The organism is Sphingobium sp. CFD-2, assembly GCF_024611135.1.
GTDB classification, from domain to species: Bacteria; Pseudomonadota; Alphaproteobacteria; order Sphingomonadales; family Sphingomonadaceae; genus Sphingobium; species Sphingobium fuliginis.
Map to the genome: position 1 here is coordinate 17,740 of NZ_CP084405.1, position 22,107 is coordinate 39,846.

At 65.3% G+C, this 22,107-nt stretch carries 23 protein-coding genes; 16 read left to right on the forward strand and 7 right to left on the reverse strand.

The genetic code is table 11. The features are described 5' to 3' along the window. Positions 1-60 precede the first annotated feature (60 nt). Positions 61-1,188: a molecular chaperone DnaJ gene (gene dnaJ, locus LDB29_RS00095; RefSeq protein ID WP_044661628.1), complete on the forward strand. Its 1,128-nt coding sequence runs from the start codon at positions 61-63 to the stop codon at positions 1,186-1,188. 100 nt (positions 1,189-1,288) lie between these two features. Here the strand turns inward: dnaJ and LDB29_RS00100 are convergent, their stop codons facing one another. Then, entirely contained in the window at positions 1,289-2,584 is a 1,296-nt protein-coding gene (locus LDB29_RS00100) for an amino acid permease (protein ID WP_037482275.1), read from the reverse strand. A gap of 367 nt (positions 2,585-2,951) precedes the next feature. On the opposite strand from LDB29_RS00100, the gene LDB29_RS00105 reads away from it, so the two are divergent. Next, the gene (locus LDB29_RS00105; protein ID WP_257555602.1) at positions 2,952-3,098 is read left to right on the forward strand and encodes a hypothetical protein; all 147 of its coding nucleotides are present in this window, start codon (positions 2,952-2,954) and stop codon (positions 3,096-3,098) included. A gap of 57 nt (positions 3,099-3,155) precedes the next feature. Here LDB29_RS00105 and LDB29_RS00110 read toward each other — a convergent pair whose 3' ends face one another. Then, complete coding sequence (locus LDB29_RS00110; RefSeq protein WP_099186233.1) at positions 3,156-4,958, reverse strand: acyl-CoA dehydrogenase C-terminal domain-containing protein; 1,803 nt, start codon at positions 4,956-4,958, stop codon at positions 3,156-3,158. 34 nt (positions 4,959-4,992) lie between these two features. Further along, the gene (locus LDB29_RS00115; protein ID WP_025548781.1) at positions 4,993-5,400 is read right to left on the reverse strand and encodes a MerR family DNA-binding transcriptional regulator; all 408 of its coding nucleotides are present in this window, start codon (positions 5,398-5,400) and stop codon (positions 4,993-4,995) included. Between the two features lie 105 nt (positions 5,401-5,505). Between LDB29_RS00115 and LDB29_RS00120 the strand changes: the two genes are divergently transcribed. From LDB29_RS00120 to LDB29_RS00155, 8 genes are all read left to right on the forward strand, one after another. Then, a complete protein-coding gene (locus LDB29_RS00120) occupies positions 5,506-5,922 on the forward strand; it encodes a hypothetical protein (RefSeq protein ID WP_025548780.1) in 417 nt (138 codons plus the stop codon). A gap of 43 nt (positions 5,923-5,965) precedes the next feature. Continuing rightward, positions 5,966-8,002, forward strand: a complete 2,037-nt coding sequence (locus tag LDB29_RS00125; protein WP_025548779.1) for a TonB-dependent receptor — start codon at positions 5,966-5,968, stop codon at positions 8,000-8,002. A 177-nt stretch (positions 8,003-8,179) separates the two neighbouring features. Continuing rightward, positions 8,180-9,802 (forward strand): NAD(P)/FAD-dependent oxidoreductase, encoded by a 1,623-nt coding sequence (locus tag LDB29_RS00130; RefSeq protein WP_025548777.1) that lies wholly within the window; start codon positions 8,180-8,182, stop codon positions 9,800-9,802. Positions 9,803-9,960: 158 nt separating this feature from the next. Then, on the forward strand, positions 9,961-11,007 hold the full coding sequence (locus LDB29_RS00135) for a phosphoribosylglycinamide synthetase (RefSeq protein ID WP_025548776.1): 1,047 nt from the start codon (positions 9,961-9,963) through the stop codon (positions 11,005-11,007). Next, a complete protein-coding gene (locus tag LDB29_RS00140; protein WP_025548774.1) occupies positions 11,004-11,804 on the forward strand; it encodes a nucleotidyltransferase family protein in 801 nt (266 codons plus the stop codon). The genes LDB29_RS00135 and LDB29_RS00140 overlap by 4 nt, the downstream gene beginning before the upstream one ends. Before the next feature lie 5 nt (positions 11,805-11,809). After that, the gene (locus LDB29_RS00145) at positions 11,810-12,895 is read left to right on the forward strand and encodes a sugar-transfer associated ATP-grasp domain-containing protein (RefSeq protein WP_025548773.1); all 1,086 of its coding nucleotides are present in this window, start codon (positions 11,810-11,812) and stop codon (positions 12,893-12,895) included. Further along, positions 12,892-14,061 carry a glycosyltransferase gene (locus tag LDB29_RS00150; protein WP_099186232.1) on the forward strand — a complete coding sequence of 390 codons (1,170 nt, stop codon included), beginning with the start codon at positions 12,892-12,894 and terminating at the stop codon, positions 14,059-14,061. Before LDB29_RS00145 ends, LDB29_RS00150 begins: the two co-directional genes overlap by 4 nt. Positions 14,062-14,290: 229 nt before the next feature. Further along, positions 14,291-14,791 (forward strand): energy transducer TonB, encoded by a 501-nt coding sequence (locus LDB29_RS00155; protein WP_025548772.1) that lies wholly within the window; start codon positions 14,291-14,293, stop codon positions 14,789-14,791. 126 nt (positions 14,792-14,917) lie between these two features. Here the strand turns inward: LDB29_RS00155 and LDB29_RS00160 are convergent, their stop codons facing one another. Beyond that, on the reverse strand, positions 14,918-15,901 hold the full coding sequence (locus LDB29_RS00160; protein WP_099186992.1) for a DUF2279 domain-containing protein: 984 nt from the start codon (positions 15,899-15,901) through the stop codon (positions 14,918-14,920). A gap of 616 nt (positions 15,902-16,517) precedes the next feature. Between LDB29_RS00160 and LDB29_RS00165 the strand changes: the two genes are divergently transcribed. Beyond that, complete coding sequence (locus tag LDB29_RS00165) at positions 16,518-16,886, forward strand: thermonuclease family protein (RefSeq protein ID WP_025548770.1); 369 nt, start codon at positions 16,518-16,520, stop codon at positions 16,884-16,886. A gap of 250 nt (positions 16,887-17,136) precedes the next feature. On the opposite strand, the gene LDB29_RS00170 is transcribed toward LDB29_RS00165, so the two are convergent. The 3 genes from LDB29_RS00170 to LDB29_RS00180 are packed head-to-tail and all read right to left on the reverse strand — an operon-like array spanning position 17,137 to position 19,578. Then, positions 17,137-17,703: a hypothetical protein gene (locus LDB29_RS00170; RefSeq protein WP_146001637.1), complete on the reverse strand. Its 567-nt coding sequence runs from the start codon at positions 17,701-17,703 to the stop codon at positions 17,137-17,139. Positions 17,704-17,761: 58 nt separating this feature from the next. Further along, complete coding sequence (locus LDB29_RS00175) at positions 17,762-18,967, reverse strand: site-specific integrase (RefSeq protein WP_257555604.1); 1,206 nt, start codon at positions 18,965-18,967, stop codon at positions 17,762-17,764. Next, complete coding sequence (locus LDB29_RS00180) at positions 18,940-19,578, reverse strand: hypothetical protein (protein WP_146001636.1); 639 nt, start codon at positions 19,576-19,578, stop codon at positions 18,940-18,942. The genes LDB29_RS00175 and LDB29_RS00180 overlap by 28 nt, the downstream gene beginning before the upstream one ends. Positions 19,579-19,696: 118 nt before the next feature. Between LDB29_RS00180 and LDB29_RS00185 the strand changes: the two genes are divergently transcribed. The 5 genes from LDB29_RS00185 to LDB29_RS00205 all read left to right on the forward strand — a co-directional run bounded on the left by LDB29_RS00185 (position 19,697) and on the right by LDB29_RS00205 (position 22,102). Beyond that, entirely contained in the window at positions 19,697-19,879 is a 183-nt protein-coding gene (locus LDB29_RS00185; RefSeq protein WP_099186229.1) for an AlpA family transcriptional regulator, read from the forward strand. Between the two features lie 69 nt (positions 19,880-19,948). Further along, entirely contained in the window at positions 19,949-20,425 is a 477-nt protein-coding gene (locus LDB29_RS00190) for a hypothetical protein (RefSeq protein WP_257555607.1), read from the forward strand. 11 nt (positions 20,426-20,436) lie between these two features. Next, a complete protein-coding gene (locus tag LDB29_RS00195) occupies positions 20,437-21,186 on the forward strand; it encodes a hypothetical protein (protein WP_099186221.1) in 750 nt (249 codons plus the stop codon). A gap of 224 nt (positions 21,187-21,410) precedes the next feature. Then, on the forward strand, positions 21,411-21,788 hold the full coding sequence (locus LDB29_RS00200; protein ID WP_099186220.1) for a hypothetical protein: 378 nt from the start codon (positions 21,411-21,413) through the stop codon (positions 21,786-21,788). 77 nt (positions 21,789-21,865) lie between these two features. Further along, on the forward strand, positions 21,866-22,102 hold the full coding sequence (locus tag LDB29_RS00205) for a hypothetical protein (RefSeq protein WP_099186219.1): 237 nt from the start codon (positions 21,866-21,868) through the stop codon (positions 22,100-22,102). Positions 22,103-22,107 lie beyond the last annotated feature (5 nt).

Here is a 22,107-nt window from a genome sequence, read left to right on the forward strand (position 1 = left end):
GATGTGCTTGCCCCGTCAGGACTGTTATGGCCTTGACGGGGCAGGGACGCCGGGGGCGAGATGAGCACCGAAATCGACTATTACGAACTGCTCGAAGTCGAGCGCACGGCGGACGCCGCCACGATCAAAAGCGCCTATCGCAAGCTGGCGATGAAATATCACCCGGACAAGACCGGGGGCTGCACCGACAGCGAGGCCAAGTTCAAGGCCGTTTCGGAAGCCTATGAATGTTTGAAGGACCCGCAGAAGCGCGCGGCCTATGACCGGTTCGGCCATGCGGCGTTCCAGAATGGCGGCGGTTTCGGCGGCGGGCGCGGCGGCGCGGGCGGCTTTTCCGACCTGGGCGATATTTTCGAGACGATCTTCGGTCAGGCGGCGGGCGGCTTCGGCGGCGGGCGGCAGGCGCAGCGGCGCGGGGCGGACCTGCGCTACGACATGGAAATCACGCTGGACGACGCCTATCATGGCAAGAAGACCGAGATCGAGATCGAGGTTTCGGCCCCTTGCGAAAGCTGCGACGGCTCGGGCGCGCAGCCGGGCACCGGGGTCAAGAGCTGCGGCACCTGCCATGGCCATGGCCAGGTGCGGGCGCAGCAGGGCTTTTTCGTGGTCGAGCGGACCTGCCCGTCCTGCCATGGCGCGGGTCAGGTGATCGAAAGCCCCTGCCGTAGCTGCCGGGGCGAAGGGCGGGTGGACAAGCCCAAGACGCTTTCCGTCAACATCCCCGCCGGCGTCGACGAAGGCACGCGCATCCGCCTGTCGGGTGAGGGCGAGGCGGGGGCGCGGGGGGCTCCTGCGGGCGATCTTTACATCTTCCTGCATGTGAAGCGGCATGCGATCTTCGAACGGGACGGCACGACCCTGTTCGCGCGCGCGCCGGTCAGCTTCACGACCGCCGCGCTGGGTGGGGTCATCGAGGTGCCGGGGCTGGATGGCCGGCGGCATGAGATCAAGATTCCGAGCGGCATCCAGTCGGGCAAGCAGATCCGCCAGCGCGGCGCGGGCATGCCTGTGCTGAACGGGCGTGGGCAGGGCGATCTGGTGATCCAGGTCGACGTCGAGACGCCGACCAAGCTGAGCGCCAAGCAGCGCGAACTGCTGGAAGCCTTTCGCGAGACGGAAACCGGCGAGGAATGCCCGCAATCGACCGGCTTCTTCAGCAAGCTCAAGGAATTGTGGGGGGACTGATTTTCCCTCCACCCGTCGGACGCCTTCCCTGCCTCCGTTCGCCCCGAGCTGGTGGAGAGGCTTTTCTTTCTTCGAGGAGAAGGGAAGGGCTTTGACGGGCTCAGCCTGAGTGGAGACAGGGCAGGGACTTTCGGTCCCGCCGCGCCCAGGCGTAAAAGGGAAATCCCCCCGCCATCAGCAGGAAGCTTGCTCCGCTGGGCACCAGCCCCGCGCCCCATAATGTCCAGAGCGCATAGCACAGCCCCAGCAGAGCGGCGGGCACCGCCAGCCGAAACCTGAGCGCCGCCAGCGCGCAGCCGACATAGAGCCAGAGCGTGGCCGAGGTCGACAGCAGCGCCATCGCCGTGAACAGCGCCACCAGCCCCTGCAGGCTGTTGGCGACCAGCATCAGCGTTCCGAGCAGGCAGGACAGCAGCAGCGCGCAGACCGGCGTGCCGCGACCGTTGGTCCCGGCCAGCCAGCGCGGCAATTCGCCGCCCCGCGCCATGGCAAGCGGCACTTCACCCTGCAACAATGTCCAGCCATTGAGCGCCCCGAGGCAACTGATCGTGGCGAAGACCGCGATGAGTCCCGCCGGGCCGGGCGACCAGTAATGCGCGACGAAGGCGGCGAAGGGGGAGCCGGACCGGCTTTCCTCCGCCGGCAGGGTGAGAGCGATGCCGGAGCAGACCAGCAGGTAGATGAGGCCGGTGACTGCCGTGCCGATCAGCGTGGCGCGCGGGATTGTCCGGGCGGGATCGCGCACCTTGTCGGCGGCGACGCTGGCCGATTCGAAGCCGAGCAGCGCCCAGAGCGTCAGCGCGGCCGAGGCGGTGATGCCGGCGCTGGTGAAGCCTTGCGCGGGGAATGGCGCGACCTGCGCCCGGCCATGGCCCAAGGTCAGGGCGAGCAGGACGAAGACGACCGCGATCGGGATCAGCTTGATCGCGGTGGTGGCGAGTTGGGTCGCGCCCACGGCGCGCGCGCCGACCAGGTTGATGCCGGTCGTCGCCCAGAGGAAACCGATGGAAAGGAGCGCCCCCATTCCGGGCCGGTGCAGCGCGGGCAGGATGCTGCTGAGATTGGCGGTGGCGGCGACGGCGATGGTGACATTGGTGAAGATCACCGAAATCCAGTATATCCACCCGATCGCGAAGCCGGCGGACGGGCCATAGGCGCGGGTGATGAACTGCGCCGTGCCGCCGGCGTCGGGCATCCGCACCGTCAGCCGGGCGATGACATAGGCAAGGAGGAGGGAGCCGGCGATGGTGAATATCCAGCCCGCCACCGCATCCCAGCCGAACGGCGCGAGCGAGGCGGGCAGCAGGAACACGCCGGACCCGATCATGTTGCCCATCACCAGCGCAATGCAGGCGGGCAGGCCGAGCGTGCGGCTTGCCGGCACTGGCCCGTTCACGAAGCGGCTCGCTGCATCATGTCCCGTTTGATGGGCCCATGCCGCGCCGCGCGCAATGGGTCAATGGTCGGTGGCGATGAAGGGCAGCGGTGGACGGTCCGTTGCGGGCGCTATGCGCGACGGGCGCCTGCGAAGGCAGGGCGCGGCTTTTCCGCCTTCGCTGGATTGACTGGGACGGTTTGCCGAAAGCGGGAGCATCGGCCTGCAAGCGGGATCGCGCCGCTCAAAATCCAGCCATGATGCGCGCGGTCATGAGGATGAGCTTTCTGCAATCGCGTTCGAAGCCATTGCATTTGCGGATTTTTCCCGCTGACCCCAGATGGGCGTCGATGCTGCAACGCAGCAATCCTTTTATCAAGAGGTCGCCATGTTCTCCCTGTTGTCGCTATATTTCGCCTATCGCCGCGATGTCGTCCTTGCCGAGCGCTATGTCGCCGGACTGGCCAGGGCCGAAGCCCGCCCTGCCGCCCCGGCGGCGCGGCGTCCGGCCGAACGACTGCCCCTCGCCGCCTGAACGCAGGGACGCTCCGTCCGGCTTGGGCCGGATGGAGCGCCTTGCCTGCCCCGGCGGTCAGGCCGCCAGGAACATATCCGGGTCGAGCGCCATCAGGCTGTCGGCGCCGCCCTCGATCTTGCGGCGGAGCGCGCCGGCGTCGGGCATGATGCGTTCCGCGAAGAAGCGGGCGGTCACCAGCTTGGCTTCCAGGAATTTCGCGTCGCCTTCCCCCGCCGCCAGCAGGGCCGCTGCGGCCTTGCCCATGCGAAGCCACATCAGGCCGGTCGCAACGATGCCCAATATGTGCATATAGTGCACCGCCCCCGCCCCGGCATTGTCGGGGTTCTTCATCGCATTCTGCATCAGCCACATGGTCGCCGCGCCAAGCTGGCCGCTCGCCTTTTCCAGTGCCTCGGCAAGGCCGGCGAGCTTCTCGTCACCCTTGGCCTGCGCCACTTCATCCGCGACGACCTTCAGGAAGGCCTGAAGCGCGCGGCCGCCGTTCATCGGCAGCTTGCGCCCGACCAGATCCATCGCCTGCACGCCGTTGGTGCCTTCGTAGATCTGGGCGATGCGGACGTCGCGGACATATTGTTCGACGCCATTTTCCCAGATGTAGCCATGGCCGCCGAACACCTGCTGCGCCATGACGGTGACGTCGAAGCCCTTGTCCGTGCCATAGCCCTTGATCACGGGGGTCAGCAGTTGCACCAGATCGTCGGCGGCCTGGCGTTCCTCTTCGGTGGCGGCCTGATGGGAAAGGTCGACCTGGAGCGCGCCCCAGAGCATCAGCGCGCGCAGCCCTTCGGTCAGCGCCTTCGCCTCCATCAGCATGCGGCGGACGTCGGGATGGACGAACAGCGTGTCGGCCTTTTCCTCCAGGTCCCTGGGGCCGGTCAGGGCGCGGCCCTGACGGCGGTCATGGGCATAATGGGCGGCGTTCTGATAGGCGATCTCCGCCTGTCCCAGGCCCTGCAGGCCGACGCCCAGCCGCGCGGCGTTCATCATGATGAACATGGCGGCCAGGCCCTTGTTCTCCTCGCCCACCAGCCATCCGGTGGCCCCGTCATAGTTCATGACGCAGGTGGCGTTGCCGTGAATGCCCATCTTGTGTTCGAGCGATCCGCAGGAGACCGCGTTGCGCTGCCCCAGCGATCCATCCTCGTTCACCAGGAACTTGGGCACCACGAACAGCGAAATGCCCTTGCTGCTGTCCGGCGCGCCGGGGGTCTTGGCGAGGACGAGGTGGATGATGTTTTCGGCAAGGTCATGCTCGCCCGCGGAAATGAAGATCTTGGTGCCGCTGATCGCGTAGCTGCCGTCGGCGTTCGGAACCGCCTTGGTCTTGATGAGGCCAAGGTCGGTGCCGGCATGCGGCTCCGTCAGGTTCATCGTCCCGGTCCATTTGCCCGACACCATATTGGGCAGATATTTCCGCTTCTGTTCCTCGCTACCCTTGGCGAGCAGGGCGGCCACGGCCCCGCTGGTCAGGCCATGATACATTTCGAAGCTGTGATTGGCCGAGAGGATATATTCGCTGACCGCCGTGGCGACGACATGGGGCAGGCCCTGGCCGCCATATTCGGCCGGTGCGTGCAGCGTGGTCCAGCCGCCCTCGACATAGGCGTCATAGGCCGCCTTGAAGCCGGTCGGGGTGGTGACGCTGCCGTCGGGGTGGCGGGTGCAGCCTTCCCTGTCGCCCACGGCGTTCAGGGGGAAGAGGACTTCGGCGGCGATCCTGCCGCCTTCGGTCAGGATCGCGTCGACCAGGTCCGCGGACGCATTTTCGAAGCCGGGGAGGTTGGTGTAGCGGTCCAGCCCCACGATGTGATCGAGCACGAAGCGGGTGTCGCGGACGGGGGCGGTATAGCTGGGCATGATCTTCTCCGGACGGTTCTGTTCTGGTGGGGGATTATCTGTCGAGGACGGTCACGAACTGCGAGAGTTCCGCTATGGCGGCGTCGATGTCGTCCTTCTGCCGCGTGAGCAGGTCGATGCGCGCCCTGCACTTTTCTATGGTGACGCGGCGCTGTTCCTCATGCTCCTCGTCGGCGTCATAGAGGTCGATCATCTCGCGTATGTCGGACAGGCTGAAGCCGACCCGCTTGCCGCGCAATATCCAGGCCAGGCGGGCGCGGTCGCGGCGCGAATAGATGCGGGCGAGGCCCTGCCGTTCCGGGGCGATCAGCCCTTCATCCTCGTAGAAGCGCAGGGCGCGGGCGGTGACGCCGAATTCTTCCGACAGGTCGGTGATGGTATAAGACTGCCGGTCGCTGTGATCGGGCAGTTCGATACCGGCGATACTGGTGTGTTTGTCCATGCCGGCTGATGTAACGGTGCTTTACGTTTACGTCAAGGTGAGTGTGCGGCCCCTGGCCCTTTTGTCCTAGTGACAGGGCAGGCCGTCGCCGCTAGGGCCTGGGCCATGATGGGGGCAGTCAGACGATCGGAATCGGCAAGGGGCCTGCTGGCCGCGCTGGCCCTGCTCGTCCTCGCGATCCAGCTTGTCGCGCCTTCGGGCTTCATGCCGGTGCGGACCGAACGGGGCGTCGTCGTGACGCTCTGCACCGGGCAGGGCGCGGTCAATGTCGTGGTCGACCGGGGCGCCTTCGACCGGCATGGCGAGTCGGGCCGGCATCGTCCGGACGACGGTGCGCCGGGGCAGCAGCATTGCCCCTTTGCCGCATCGGTGCAGCCGCTGGTTCCGCCGCTGGCTCTGGCCGATCTGCCCCTGCCCGCCTGGCAGCTTGGTTTCGGGCCCATCGCCTTCGCGCTCAAGATAGGGCTGATCGCGCGGCTGGCCGCGCCGCCGCCGCCCTCCTCGGGGCCGCCCGCCTTCTGAAAATCCGCCATTTTCCGCGATTTTTCAGTAAGGTTATCATTTCATGCCAGTCTTTTCCGTTTCGCGCGGCGTCTCGCTGTGCGCGCTTGCCTGTTCCCTGTCCGCTCCCGCTTTGGCCGAGGAGGCCGAGCAGAGCCGGATCATCGTCACCGCCAGCCCCGTGGTGGAGGAAGCCGCGGCGAAAGTCGTCCGCACCCCCGGCGGCGTCGACGTGGTGTCGGCCGGGGATTTCGAGGACAGGCTCGCCATCTCCCTGCGCGATGCGCTGAGCTTCTCGCCCGGCGTCTACACCCAGCCGCGCTTCGGGCAGGAGGTGCGCATCTCCATTCGCGGGTCGGGCCTGTCGCGCGGCTATCATATGCGCGGGCTGACGCTGTTGCAGGATGGCATCCCGATCAACATGGCCGACGACAATGGCGACTTCCAGGAACTGGACCCGCAGGTCTTCCAGCATCTGGAGGTCTATCGCGGCGGCAATGCGCTGCGGCTGGGCGGGTCGACGCTGGGCGGGGCGATCAATGCGGTGACGCCGACCGGGCGCACGGCGCCGGGCGTGGAGATGCGGGTCGACGGCGGGTCGTTCGACACGTTGCGGGCGAAGGCGGCCTATGGCCATGCCGGCGCGCGGGGCGACGCCTGGGCCGCGGTGACCGCCGACCGGTCCGACGGCGACCGCGACCATGGACGGCGCAGGGCGCTGCGCTTCAACGGCAATGTCGGGCTGAAACTCAGTGAGCGGGTCGAAACGCGCTTCTATGCCAGCGTGCAGACGATCCGGCAGAAGTTGCCCGGCGCGCTTAATGAAAGCGATGCGCTGGATCATCCGGCGAAGGGCAATTTTACCGGCGATCAGGCACGCAACATCGATTCGATCCGCTTGCAGAACCGCACCACGGTGGCGCTGGATGGCGGGGAGCTGGCGTTCGGCGTCTATTATAACGCCAAGGCGCTGGATCATCCGATCTATCAGGTCGTGGACCAGAAATCGGAGGATCGCGGGGTCTTTGCCAGCCTCGACCTGGCTGGTGACCTTGGCGGGATGCCGGTCGGGCTGACGCTGGGCACGCAGGCGCGTTTCGGGCAGGGCCGGTTCCGGCAGTTCGTCAATGTGAACGGCAGGGCGGGGGCGCCGACATCCTATCAGAAGGCGCGGGCGCAGACGATCAACAGCTATGGCGAGGCGCGGATCGCGCCGCTTGCAGGGCTCTGGCTGATCGCGGGCGGCATCTACACCCATGGCGAGCGGCGGCTGGACAACCGCTTCGCTCCGGCGCGGAGCGGGGATGCGTCCTTTGACGCCTTTGCGCCGAAATTCGGGCTGCTCGTGGAGCCGGCGCAGGCGGTGCAATTCTATGCGAACTACAGCCGGTCGGTGGAATTGCCGGGCTTTATCGAGCTTGGCCAGACGCAGTTCGATACGCTGGCCGTCGGCTTCGTCCCGCTCCAGCCGCAAAAGGCATGGACAGCGGAGATCGGCACTCGCGGGACGCTGGGCATGGCCCGTTGGGACATCAGCATCTACCGGGCCGATCTTCGCGGCGAGATGCTGCAATATGGCGCGGGCGACAGCGCCATTCCGGCGGCGACCTTCAATGCGGGCCGCACGCGCCATCAGGGCGTCGAGGCAGGACTGGACCTGACGCTGACGCCTTGGGCGACGCTGCGGCAAGTCTATCAATATAGCGATTTCCGCTTCCGGGGCGATGCGCAGTTCGGGAACAACCGCCTGCCGGTGGTGCCGCGCCATTTCTATCGGGCGGAACTGAAGCTGGGGACGGAGCGGCTGAGCATTTCGCCCGCCGTCGAGTGGCTGCCGCAGGGTGCCTGGGTGGACTATGCCAACACGAAGCGGGTGGGCGATTACGCGACGCTGAACCTGGGAGCGCAGGCGGAAGTGCGGAAGGGGCTGACCCTGTTCCTCGATGCGCGCAACCTGACCGGCGAGCGGGCCGTGGGCGACATCAGCGCGGTGGTTCGCTATGTGCCGGACAATCCGGCGACTGTGGCGAATGAAGGCAGCGTCGCCTTTTATCCCATCGAACGGCGCGCCTTCTATGGCGGGGTGCGCGCCCGGTTCTAATTCAAGCGTCATTCCCGCGAAGGCGGGAAACGCAGTTCAGCAAAGCTAATCCATCTCCGACGCGGCATCCCGTCTATTCTTATGGGAGATGGGTTCCCGCCTTCGCGGGAACGACAATGGGAGAGATAATCTAAGGAGCACTGGAGCCGACTCGGTAATAGGTTTAGGGGCAGGCGGATGTTGCGCCTTTCCGGACTGAAACTGCCCCTCGACCATCCCGCCGGGGCGATGCCCGCCGCCATTTGCGAGCGGCTGGGCCTCGAACCGCAGGAATTGCTGGCCCATGTCGTCGTGCGCCGGGGCAATGATGCGCGGCGGAAGAATGCGATCCAGCTCGTCTATACCGTCGATGTCGAGCTGGCCGACGAGGCGGGCGTGCTGGCGCGCTTCGCGAAGGATCATGACGTCCGCCCGCGCCCGGACACCGGTTATAAATTCGTGGCCAATGCGCCGCCGGGCTGGTCGGGCAAGCGCCCCGTCGTGATCGGCGCGGGTCCGTGCGGGCTGTTCGCCGGCCTCATCCTCGCGCAAATGGGCTTCCGGCCGATCATCCTCGACCGGGGCAAGGTGGTGCGGGAACGGACCAAGGATACCTGGGGCCTCTGGCGGCGGGCCGAACTCAACCCCGACAGCAATGTGCAGTTCGGAGAGGGCGGGGCCGGCACCTTTTCCGACGGCAAGCTTTATTGCCGCGTCAAGGACCCGCGCTTCCTGGGCCGCAAGGTGCTGGAGGAATTCGTCGCGGCCGGTGCGCCCGACGACATCCTGACCGAGGCGCATCCGCATATCGGCACCTTCCGGCTGGTTTCCATGGTGGAAGCGATGCGGCGGCAGATCGAGGGGCTGGGCGGCGAATATCGATGGCGGCACCGGGTCGACGAACTGGAGCTGGAGCGGCAGGCGGACGGCACGCAAAAGCTGCGCGGGCTGCATCTGGCGGATGGCGGCTTCATCGAGGCGGACCATGTCGTGCTGGCGGTGGGCCACAGCGCCCGGCCCACCTTCGAGATGCTCCACCGCCGGGGCGTGCATATCGAGGCGAAGCCCTTTTCCATCGGCGTGCGGATCGAGCATCCGCAAAGCTGGATCGACCGGGCGCGCTACGGCAGTTGCGCGGGGCATCCGGTGCTGGGGGCGGCGGCCTACAGCCTGGCCCATCATTGCGCCAATGGGCGGACGGTCTACAGCTTCTGCATGTGCCCCGGCGGGCGGGTGGTGGCCGCGACGTCCGAGGAGGGGCGCGTCGTCACCAACGGCATGAGCCAATATTCGCGGGCCGAGTTCAACGCCAATTCAGGGCTGGTCGTCGGCATCGATCCGGAACGGGACTATCCCGGCGGGCCGCTGGCGGGGATCGAATTGCAGCGCCATTGGGAAAGCATGGCCTTCGTCGCGGGCGGCGAAAGCTATCATGCGCCGGGGCAGAAGGTGGGCGATTTCCTTGCCGGCCGCGCCTCGACCGGGTTGGGGGAGGTCGTCCCTTCCTACAAGCCGGGCGTGACCCTGACCGACCTGTCGCGCTGCCTTCCCGAATTCGTGCTGGAGGCGTTCCGCGAGGCGATCCCGGTCTTCGGCCGGCAGATCGCGCGCTACGACCATCCGGACGCGGTGATGACGGGGGTGGAGACGCGCACCTCCTCCCCCATCCGCATCACGCGGGGCAGGGACTTCCAGAGCCTGAATGTCGCGGGGCTTTATCCGGCGGGCGAGGGGGCAGGCTATGCGGGCGGCATCCTTTCCGCGGCCATCGACGGCATCAAGGTGGCGGAAGCGGTGGGGCTGGGCATCGCGGCGACTTGATGTCGCATCTTCCTGATTGCGCAGCCATGCGGGACCTGCCGCTTTGGCGGGGTGAAATAAAGCGGTCATGCGCCCGTCATCCTATCGTCTCCTGACCGACGCTCTGCCGTAACTCCAGCGTCAAGGCGCCGTCATGCAGCCGCGTTAGCAGTCGTGGCATGACGACCAGCCCCGACCGCTGCATGCGCATTCCGGCCGCCGACAAGGCGCGGCTGCGCGTCCTTTTCCTTGCCAAACATGCCTGCGCGGGCGGGCGGCCGGACGCAGTGGACGGCAATCACGCCATCTACCATCATGAGATGCGCTCCACGCTGGAGGGCATCGGCCTCCATGTCGCCGCCGCCAGCCGCTATGATGCCCTGTTCGAACGGCCCGATGCCGATTTCGTCGTCACCCTGCTCAATCGCGGCGGCTTCCAGAACAGCGAGATGCTGGCGCCCCTGCTGCTGTCGTGGCGCGACGTCCCCTTTCTGGGCGCCAGCCCGATCGTGCGCGGCGTGTCGGACGACAAATATCTGAGCAAGCTGATCGCGCGCGCCCGCGGCGTGCCGACCATGAAGGCGCAGCTCTTCCGGCGCGGCGGCCTGCCCGGCGGCCCCGCTTTCGCGGCCGAGCGGCTGGTGGTGAAGCCGAACGCATCCTCCGCCTCCTGGGGGCTGGCCATGGTTGACGGCTGGGCCGAGGCGCTGGTCCATGCCGATCGTCTGTTCGACCTGGGCCATGACGTGCTGGTGGAGGCCTGGGCTCCGCTGCTGGATGTGGCGGTGCCGGTGGTGGGCGGCAGCGGCAACGCCCCCTGGGTGCTGCCGCCGATGATGTACGTCCCCGCCGACCCGCATCGCGAGCGCAGCTATGAGGAAAAGCGCGGCTTGGTGGATGCGGGCGACGATCCGCTGGTGCTGGTCGAGGATCGCGACCTGCGCGAGCGGCTGGAGGATTTGACCCGCCGCCTGCTGCCCGAATTCTGGCCGTTCGACTATGGCCGGTTCGAGTTCCGCTACGATCCGGCGACCGATGCGCTGCTGTTCATGGAACTGAACCTGTCCTGCAATCTCTGGTCGAAGAAGACCATTTCGCGTTCCGCCCGTTCGCTGGGCGTGGATCATCCCGCGCTGGTCGAGACCATCGTCGCGCACAGCCTGTTGCGGCAGGGGCTGTTGCGGCAGGGGCTGTCGGCCGACGTGCCGGACCGGGCGGCGGCATGACGACGGCATTGATCCTGGCGGGCAGGCGCGACGGCCTGACCGATCCGCTGGCGCTGGAGGCGGGCGTGTCGCACAAATGCCTGGCGCCCGTCGCCGGCAGCCCGATGCTGACCCATGTGGCCGCGGCACTGGCGGCAAGCGACGGGATCGGGGAGATCCGCGTCGCCATCGAAGATCCCGAAGTGCTGGCGGGCGTACCGCTGCTGCGCCGCCTGCTCGACAGCGGCCGGATGATGCCGGTGGCCGCGCGGCCCAATCTGGTCGACAGCATCCTTGCCGCCGCGCAGGGCGCGCAGTTCCCGCTGTTCATCACCACCGCCGACAATGTGCTGCTGACGCCCGAAGCGGTGGCCGACATGCTGGGCCAATGCGGGACGCCGGGAACCGACGCGGCGGTCGCCTTCGCCCGGCGCGAGTCCGTGCTGGCCGCCCATCCGGAGGGGCAGCGCAAATTCTACCGCTTTGCCGAGGGCAGCTATTCCAACTGCAACAGCTATTGGCTGAAGGACCGCGCAGCCCTGACGGCCGCGGAGACATTCCGGTCGGGGGGGCAGTTCGTCAAGCATCCGATGCGCATCGTCAACGCCTTCGGTTTCCTGAATCTCGTCCGTTTCCGCCTTGGCATCGGCACGCTGGCGGAGACCTTCGCCCGCTTTTCCCGGCGGTTCGGCATGACCATCGCGCCGGTGATCCTGAGCGACGGCGCGGTCGCCATCGACGTCGACAACAGCCGCACCCGCGCCGTCGCGGCGGAACTGCTGGACGCCCGCATGACGGTGGCGCAGGCGGCGGAGTAGCCGCCTTGTTCACCCTGCGCGCCCTGCCCGCCGGACCGGGCGACAATGAGCTGATGGCCGCCTATCACCGGGGGCTGCGCAGCCATTGGAGCCTGAGCCGACGGGTCCTTGCGCGGTTGTTGGCGGAGGCGGGGCAGGGCGGCTGGAGCCGCGCCGAGCGGGCGATGCTGAGCGAAGCCGCGCGCGCCCAGGGCCTGTCGATGCGCGACCGCAAGGGGCTGCACCGGCTGCTCAATCCGGGCGCCTTTCCGCTTGCCGCCAACCCGCTCAAGAACAAGCGCCTGTTCGCCCGGCTGGTGCGGGAGGCGGGCCTGCCCGCGCCGGACAGCCACGATCCGGAGCGGGAGGCGCTGGCGCAATGGCTGGGCCGCCATCATGACATCATCGCCAAGCCCAGCTACACGTCCAGGGGGCGGGGCGTGGAGCGTTTCGTCCGGGACGGGGACCGCTGGCGCGGCGGTCATGGCCGCCTGTCCGAAACGGCGCTGCTCGCCCGGCTGCATCGGCAATGGGCGCGGGGCGGCGTCATCCAGCAGCGGCTCGCCACCCATCCGGCGCTGGAGCCGGTGTCGCCCGGCGCGCTGCCGACCCTGCGTGTCGTGACCGTCCTTGATGAGCGGGGCGCGCCGGAGGCCTGCGCGCTGGCCTTGCGCCTGTCGGCGGGGGAGGGGCGGCCGGTCGACAATTTCAATGCGGGCAATCTGGTGCTGGCGGTGGACGATGCGGGGCGCTGCGGCGCTGCGTGGCGCGGAGGCATGGGACGGGTTCGTCCGGGCCGGCACCCCGCCACCGGTGCGAGGCTTGAAGGCATGATGCTTCCCGACCGGGATGCGGCGGAGGCCCTGGCGCTGGCCGCGCACCGGCGCTTTAGCGAGGGCTTCGCGGTCATCGGCTGGGACATCGGCCTGACCGCGCAGGGACCGGCGCTGATCGAGGGGAACTGGAACCCCGGCACGGACATTGTGCAACTTGTCAGCGGGCGAGGCGTCGGGACCGGACGCATGGGCGCATTATACCGCCATCATCTCGACCGTTTGCCCGATCGACGCTGGCGCACGGCCCGCGCCATCGAAACGGAGGCGCGGCGGTGATCGTCCTCTACGTCCACGCCCTGGCGGCGACCGGCGTGGTGCGCAATGCGCGGCTGCTGGCGGCCGCCCTGGCAGAGCGCGGCCATCAGGTGGAACTGGTGACGGCCGCGCCCGGTGGGGAGGGCGTTCCGGGCGTGCGCCACCATGCGCTGCTCCAGCGGAGCCATGCCTCCCGCCTGATCGAAAAGCTGATCGCGATCCACGCGCTGCGCCGCCATTTGCGGCGGCGCGCGCCGGGCCTGCTGATCTCTGCCGGCAATCACGGTCATTTCGTCGCCTGGGCGGCCAGCAGGGGGCTTGGCGGCCTGCGCCGCGTCTATCGCATCAGCAACGACATGGTGCGTGCCGTTCCGGGCGCCCCGCATGGCGGATCGGCGGGGTGGGAGCGGCGGATCATGACCCGCCTGATCGCCGCCGACGCCGACCGGGTCGTGCTGGTGTCGCCGACGCTGGCCGCCGCGCCGGCCTTCGCGGCCGCGGCGCGCGAGGGGCGGGTCGCGGTCATTCCCAACGGCATCGACGCCGCCGCGGCGCGCGCAAGGGCGGAAGGTCCGGCGCCCCATGGCTGGATGACCGAGGATGCGCCGGTCATCCTCGCCATCGGCCGGCTGGCGAAGCAGAAGAATTTCGAGACGCTGCTGCGCGCCTTCGCCACCTTGCGGCAAAGCCGGCGGGCGCGGCTCATCATCCTGGGCGAGAGCCGGGACCGGATGCGCGACCGGCTGATGGAGCAGGCGCGCAGGCTGGGCATGGCGGACGATCTGGCGCTGCCCGGCGTGGTGGCGAACGTCTTTCCCTGGCTGGCGCATGCCGACGCCTTCGTCCTGCCGAGCTGGTGGGAAGGATCGCCCAATGTGCTGCTGGAGGCGATGGCCGTGGGCGTTCCCGTGGTCGCCTCCCGCACGGCGGGCAATGCGGCCGATCTGCTGGATGGCGGGCGGTTCGGGCGGCTGGTCGACCCGGCGGATGCGACGGCCATGGCGGATGCGCTGCTGGGCCAGATCGAACCCGCCAGCGCCATCCTGTCGGGCAACAGGATCGAAGCGTTCAGCCTGGAGAGGGCGATGGCGGGCTGGACGGATATTGTGGAGCGGCTCGGGGTGACGGTACGTCCGGGGAAAGGCCGAGTCGCCGCCGCGAGCTTCGGTCCCGTTCACCAAAACTGATCAACGACAACGGGTTGGCCCGCATCCCCGCCGTGCCACCGGCAGCCATGCGGCCATGCCGGCGCAAAGACACAATCGTGAAATATTATGCATGTCGATGAGATTGCTGGTTTATATTCATTACCAGCAGGATCGATTTTGTAATATATAGCTTCGCGCTGCTTTCGGCCGGTCAGACACAGCCGCAGCCGCAATCCACGACATCATTATCCTGGCAGAGGAGGCCCTTATGCGTGCCAGATATTTGGTGCTTTGCTCGTCCCTGCTGCTGTCGACAGGGGTTAGCGCCAGACAGCCCGGTGACCAGCTGACCGTCATTGCCTCTCCCGAAAAGGAGATGACCCTTGAAAAATGGCAGAGCCGGACCGCGACCCGGCTGACCGGCAGCATCCGCCGCGCCGCCGATCAGAATTTCGACCGGGATGCGACCGGCTATACCCGCGTCGAATTCCGTCTGGACGGGGAGGGGCGGCCGCAAGCCGTCTCGCTGGCCCAGCCTTCATCGTCGCCCGCCGTCGACAGCATATCGCTGCGGGCGGTGAAGCGGATGGGACGGCTGACGCCCCTGCCGCCGCAGATCGCCGCCTCGTCCCGGTTCGAAGCCTGGATCGTCGTCGCCAGCGACGCGCTGGAACGCGACGCCATGTTGCGCCGGCTGCGCACCGACCACCGCGCCCGGACGATGGCGCAGGCCGACGGCGACAGGCCGGTCCTGATTGCGTCGCGCTGAGCGCCGTCCTTCCCCCCGGATGGCGTTGCGCGATGCGGAGTCTGGAGGAGCGGCCGGGCGGTTCGATGCGGCGCGGGTCAGCCTGCGCGCATCCGCCCCGTTCGCTCTTCCAGCTTCCCTTGCCCGTCAATGGAAATAGGCGGCGGTATAGGGAAGCTGGAAATAGTTGAGCCCGCTGCCGATCGCCCGGCCCAGGCGCGAGCGGCTGTCGCGGAAGAACAGCTGCTTGATGTTGAGGCCGACGCCGAAGAAGATGTCGCGCTCCGGCTCTCTTCCGGCGGCGCGGTCGGCATTGGTGAAATTCCTGCCGCGATAGCCGACCTGCAGTTCGACGAAGCGCAGCGGGCTGTCGCGCAATCCCCTGAAACCGGAAAGTTCGAGCGCCAGAAGGAAGCGCTGCTGCTCATAATGACGCTTTCCCTTGAAGCTGTAGACCTCTGAATTGGGCATCATCAGCAGGCGGAAATCCAGCTTCTCCTCCAGCCCCGGCACGGTGTGGCGGAGCACCGAGAAGGCCGCGCCGCCGCTGTTGAAGACCACGTCCTGTATCGAAAAGCCGCTGTCCTTCTTATGCGCGTCCCACAGCTCGCCATAGAGCATGAGGCCCATGGAAAGCAGCGCCGCGGGCGCCGCCGCCCGCGCCCGGTCATGAGTCCTGCGGGCGATCCGCGCGCCCAGAAATTCAGCGAAGAGATAGGCGTTGAAGGCGTGGGTCAGCTTATCGATGCCCAGATTATGGGTGTTCTTGCCGAACCAGCCCTCATCCTTGAAATGGAAATGGGTCGTGCCGTCGGTCCAATAGGCCTGCGTCGCGGTGATATAGGCGAACAGGCCGATAGTCTCCCATCTGGCGGCGCCGATGCGGCTGCCCAGCGAATGGTAACGCCCTTCCATGACGGGATCGGGAGGAGGCGGGATGCGCGGATCGGCCGGCCCCTGGACCCTGTTGCCGGTCTCGGGCGGTTCCGGCGTCATGGCGCGGAGGTCGAAGGGTGTTTCCAGCAGGGCCGTTTGGACCGCTTCATCCGGGCGGACGTCTTGCGCATCCGCCGGCGTCAGGGCGATGCAGAGAGCCCAGGGGAGCGGCAGGAATGTCCATGCAGGGCGCATCCTCTCCTCCCCGACAGACTGCGCCCATTGCAGGCTTTGCATGGGCGCTTGATCTCATCGCGGGAATTTAATCTGGACCGGCCATCGGGGACAATTTGGGAAAATGGGTAATGCTTGCCCATTATTGCTTATTGCGTTGGCAACGGCGTCCAATAGCGGACGATCTATATCCTGTATCGCGCCCTGCCCCGACGCGCCGGCGAAAATCCCGGGCGGCGGCGATGCGCCATGACATCTGCATGCCCGGGCCGCCCTATATGTCGGAAGTCATATGGCGTCGGATCGGATATTTTACCATTCTGTATCAAAGCGATACATATTCGCGGAGAAAGGCAAAATAGGTTGGAGGATCAATTATGAATGCGTAAACATACGCAATGGGGACAGGTCTCCGGTGGAGAATGGAGGCAGTCGGTGAGGGGCCCGTAGAGGTCGCTCCCGTGCCGGCGCCAGCTTTCCCAAGGTCGTGGACGGCGGGAGTCTGGCACCATTTCCCCCGCAGGTTCCTGCAACGGCTCCGGGCGATGGGACCACTGTCCCGCGCGGGGCAAGGACGATGGGGAGAGGACATGATTGCTAGCCTGGGCGTTTCCCTTCCCGGTCCGAGGTTGAGGGAATGATCGGCGCCCTGTTCCTGGCGTCCGCCCTGACGGTGGTCGATGGCGGCATGCTGCGCGTGAATGGCGAGCCGATCCGGCTGATCGGCATCGAAGCCCCCGACATTGTCGGCCGTTGCCGCAAGGGCAAGACCTGCCCGGAGGACAGTTCGCGCCGGAGCAAGGAAAGCCTGAAGCACGCTTTGCGCGATCCCATCACCATCGTTCCCGTGGCGCGCGACGCCTATGGGCGTACCGTGGCCATCGTCTATGCCGGTGGGCTCAACATGTCGTGCGAACAGCTTCGCAAGGGCATGGCTGTCTATAGGCCGGCATGGGACATGGGGCGCCGGCTGGCCAGGGAATGCCGTTTCCTGACAAGGCGGTGATCGGGCGCGGCGTCTTTGGAGCCCAAAGTGCCCCAGGCCTTGCCGTGTGTCCCGTGATTTTTAGGAAAGTGTGGATGCCCGACAAGGATTCGAACCTTGATTGACGGAGTCAGAGTCCCCCAAGATGGTACGGTTTTCTGTGGGTTTCAGGCTTCATGTTGCATCTGTGTTGCAAAGATATGTCTCGTTTGGCGGTAGGGGTCTTACCCGCAGGCCCAACCGAACGTCCGCAAGGTAAGTTTCGAACGGCTTAAAAGGGTGTGATCAAGATCCGTTCCTCTACCCTGTACCCGTTATAAATCTCGCTGACGCATCCCGCCCGCAAGAGCTCAGCCACGTAGGATTCTATGTCTGTCTGGCTGTTCTTGATCAGCCCGTATTCCTCTCGGAGTTGATCAGCGGCTCCAATGACGTCCTCCAAAAGGAATGTGCCATCATCGCGAGCAATGCGGTGAATGAGATGGAGCGTCATAGCTTCTGCTCGATTGACCGAACGGAAAGCAAGAGTTGTCACCGCGACAATGAAGGCAAGTAATGTGCCGGCAGCGGCTGCCAAAGCATACGTGGCAACGCCAGCGGTGATCGCCGTTGGGCTTATCGGATTGGCTCGTACTAGGTTGTTGATGTGGAATGACCAAGCGACGTTTCCGCTCGGGCGCGCCACCATCATGTCCATCATGCCATTCGAGCGGTGCCGAGTTTCGGCCGGCACTTGGATGTGCTTGGCGAGCTCCTTAATCGCCGCCGCCGTAGCAGCCTCGATGAGTTCAGCGTCTTCGAGAGATAATTCTAACGCAGCCAATTCCTTAAGTGACAAACGTTCCTCCTGAAGACGTTGAAGGGGTTGCTGTGCCGATCCGGGATTAACGTTTCGCTTACGGCACGTTTAAAACTTCGTTCTCGATAGCTGCTGCCACAGCGCCATCTTGATCGGCCTGATCGAAAAGATGCCCATAAGTGTCGAAGGTGACCTGGATAGAGCTATGCCCCATCCATTTCTGCACCCGCTTCGGATTGACCCGCTGTTCGATCCAGAGCGAGGCGGCGGCGTGCCGGAAATCGTGTAGCGTGTAGCGTTGGGCCACCACCGGCTGCTGATCTTTGTCCAGCATGGGCTTCCCGTCCTTCATCGCCGGATCGGCAATGCCAGCTGCAAGCTGGACCGCGCCCATGATGTTCACGTTCATAAACATGTGGCTCATCACCCGCTTGGCCAGCGACGGGAACACCAGACCGTCGTCGGTTGGCGGGCAGGCCAGCTTCCATGCGGTGAGCGCGGCGATAGCAGATGCGGGCAGGGGGATGGTCCGATAGCCTGCCTCCGATTTGGGCGGGCCGATGACGTTCTTCACGTCGGCGCGCTGGTCGACCGTCACCGTTGCAGCCTTCAGGTCGATGCACCGCCAGGGCAAGCCGCGCAGTTCGGATGCGCGCAGACCGGCGAAGATGGTGATAAGGGCGAGGGGATAGGCCATCGGTTCGGTCGATGCCTTCGCCGCCTCGATGATGGCCTTCAGTTCGGCCTTGGTCGGAATCACCATCTTGGGCTTTTCGCGCTTCGCCCGGCGCATCTTCACGCCGGCGACCACGTTCTGAGCGACATAGCCGCGGCCCTGCGCCTCGCTGACGATCGCGGTGAGGGAACGCAGGACGCGAGAGGCCATCGGGCGGGACAGCTTCTCCATCAGGTCATCGCGCCAGCCTTCCGCCATCGGGCGCGTAATCTGGGACAGCTTCTTGTCGCCGCAGAGGGGCACGATATGCAGACGGACATGCTGGCCATATGCGGCGAGGGTGGAGGCTTCTAAATTCTCGCGCTCGCCGCGCTTGATCCACAGATCCGCCGCCTTGGCGATCGTAATGGACTGCGAATCGGGCGTGTGGGTGCCTTGTTGGACCTGATAGGCGACCGTCGTCAGCCAGGCTTCGGCGTCCTTTTTCCGGTCGAACTGCTTGGCGCGACGCATCCCGGCCGCGTCCTTGTAGTCCACAAGCCATGATTGCTTGGTGGTGCCGTCGGGGGCGGTCCAGGTGCGTTTGCGAATTGAGGTCATCAGAAAGTATTCTCCGCCTCCCGCCAAGTTTCATCAACGCGCACCCAATAATCTGCGTCGGAATAATTGACTGTCCAACTGCGGATCTCATCGTCGGCAAGCGGTGAAGGTACTCTTGCGAATTGCTCTGCAAATTGAAGAACGCTTCTCACAACGTCTGACGCGTTGATTAGTATAGATGAGAATTCTGGTCGCCTGTAGTCACAGTAAAGATCATCTATAAGACTCTTCCGGTCATGAATATATGCCCGAGATGTCCAGCCATGACGGTCAAGGCCTCCGGTCAAATCTTCAAGAGAGGAGTTTAGAAGCCTGATGAATATGTCATTCGGCCGCCCCCACGAAGGATTTGCAACCGCCAAGGCGTATCCGGCAGCTATAACTCGCCAACTCGGCGTTACTAAACCCGTCGCTGTTGCTGCAGGTAGTCCTAGGTTGATGAGTTCAAACGCGCTGACCAGCTGAAATAGGTGTGCCCCGGAATAGGCCATCTTGGTCCCCCGGCCGACATTAACTCCAGGCGGAAACTGCAGCTTCTGGAGCTGCTTAATGCGCGCGCGCAGCGTACCGAGGCGATCAGGATGAATGCGTAGGTGCCCAGCTAGGGTCGCCTCTAACTGGCCATACGTCAGAATCATCTCAAACCTCTCATCGGCTACACCTCTCCCTCTACCTCTTGACGGAAAAGATTTGCAAGTTCATGAAGGGTGTCGGCTATACCTGTAGCTAATCGGAACTTTATGGAAGGCTACTCCGATGACTTTGGCAGATGATCTATTGAAGGGTGTGCCCGAGATTGCGCGCTACGTGGGGAAAACGGAGCGTGCGACTTATCACCTGATTTACAACAATCAGATTCCTCACTTCAAAATTGGCGGGCGCATTCACGCACGTAAATCCGAGTTGGAGGCGAACTTGCGCGCGGGGGTCATCAACTGATTGCCAGGATGTGCCGACGGAGCGGATGGAGCCACCCCGCCGGCTGTGATCATCGAGAAGGAAACTCAAATGAACGACAGCACCCTACCGGGCGCGGCGCCTTGCGTCACGCCAAAAATCCAGCGCTTCCTTGAACGGCTGAACCGCAGTCGGGTCGAAGCTGTCGCTCAGGCGGCTATCGACAGGCTGGACGAACTCGACGGCGATCCTGACGACGAAGAGAGCGATGAAGATTGCTGCTCTGGCTTCGATGATGTTGGGTCCTCTGTCGTCCTGCACCTCGATTTGCCGCTCCGGCCAGGCGAGTCGATCTCCACCCGTATGGCCCGCAGGCAAGCTGCATCGGCTCAGTCGGGCTCGCACATTCTGCGCAAAAACCATGGGTGGGATAGAGCGTATGCGAAGGCGGCGGGTCGCAAGCCGGAAGATGCCAATGCCGTCTGGAACTCCGCCATCGCCGCGAACAACCCTGGCCATGACCCATCCCGTTCCGCCTCCAGCGCTGCCTGGGATCGTGTCTATGATCGTCTCCGGCCGAAAAAGTGAAAGGGAAAACAATGCCCACCAGCGAGTTAAAGGCAGCGGCCGAAAGGTTGGCCCGTTTCGACGTCACCGAACACCAGGCGCGCATTTCTGAAGCAGAGGCAGAGCGCGTCAAAATCGATGCGGGTGTACAGCATGGCCTTCACGAACTGAACGTCATGAGCGGCCGGATCACCGATTTGAAGTATGGGCCGCGCGTCGATCCTGACCAAGCTGCTGACGCCTTGATGTCCAAGGGTGAGGTGTTGATCGAGGTCGATACGCTCGCGAAATTGGAAGTCGAGCGCGCCGGTCTTCAGGCCGGACTCAAGCGTTTGCGCGAACGCGAAACGGAAGCCGCGCGTACCGAGTCGGAGGCGAAAAATGCAGCACATCAGGGGCTGGCGGGTTGTGTCGCAGAGCTTTCACCGATCCTGTTGCGAGAGGCTCAACAGGCCGTAGAACAGCTGGCTGCGGTATATGCGGCGGCCGTGGCGCTTTCGGAGGGGGTAGGCAGCACCGCAGCGCGCGGCGTTGCGGAGCGCATCAGCCGTACACTGGCGGAGGCCAATGAAGGCGGCTTACTGAAGAACGGTCGAATTCCGGTGCCCAGCGAAACGTTGAACGTGCTGGAGGCTGGGCGGGCGCCCATCGAACAGCTCGGACGGAGATGGCCTGTCAACGTCAACGCTCCGCTACGGCCTATCAATCCGGCTCTCGTTGTCATGGGGCAGGAGAATGCTGCGCTTCGCTCTCAAATCGCGCTCCTCCAGGCAGCGCGGTAAGGTGTTGGCGGGGTTTCATCCTTTGCCCGCCGCGCGCGGAAACGCTGCGCCGCCGTCACCTGGGTTCACTCTTCCCCCGGTGACGGCGAACATCAGGATGACAGGAATTTCAGTTCGCCGCTGGCTGATGGTCCCAGCGGGCGCGGGCCGGGAGTGCCGCGCGGGCGGGCAGCGGATTTCAGACTCTCCGCTGCCCGCCTCGATCATCAGTTTCGGAGGTTCCTATGAACGATGAAACCGAAGTTCCCAGCGTTCCTTATGTTCGCTCGACCTTGCCGGACGCCTCGTGCATCGTGATCGGCCAGCGTCTGGTGATGGACCAGCAGGTTTACACAATTCTGCGCGTCGACCCTTGCCGCCGGCGTGACGGCTCCATTCGGACGATGATCAGCTGGTCGGCGCCATGCGCAGACTGTGGCGAGACCTTCTACGGAACTAGCGTCTGCGGTGGCGGGATGCCCACGCGCCGCTGTTTCACCCATCGCACCGGCGGCCGTCCCGTGCGCGGCTATGGCCTTCGCCAGAGGGTCAATATCGAATGGCTTCCCCCTGTACAGGCCGGGGCATCGTTCCCCGACGCCACCGGCCCATCGGGCGCGTAACAGCGCCACCTTTCCCCGCCGCCTATTATGGCCACAACATCCGCGGGCGGCGGGGAGCCTTTCAAGAGAACATCAGCATGATCTCCCGCGAAAGCCTTGAAGCCCAGATCGTTGCATTGGAGGCGCGCCAGACCGCCATCTTCAAGCAACTCATGGCGAAATTCAGGACACCGGCTATCGACGCAACTGACCGAGCCGCCGCTGCCCAGGCTCGGATCGGCATCGATGACGCGCGGCTTCTCCGCATCCACCACGAAACCTCTGCCATCAATGCCCGTATAGCCCAGCTGCGAGCGGCTATCGATCTCCTTTGACCAGC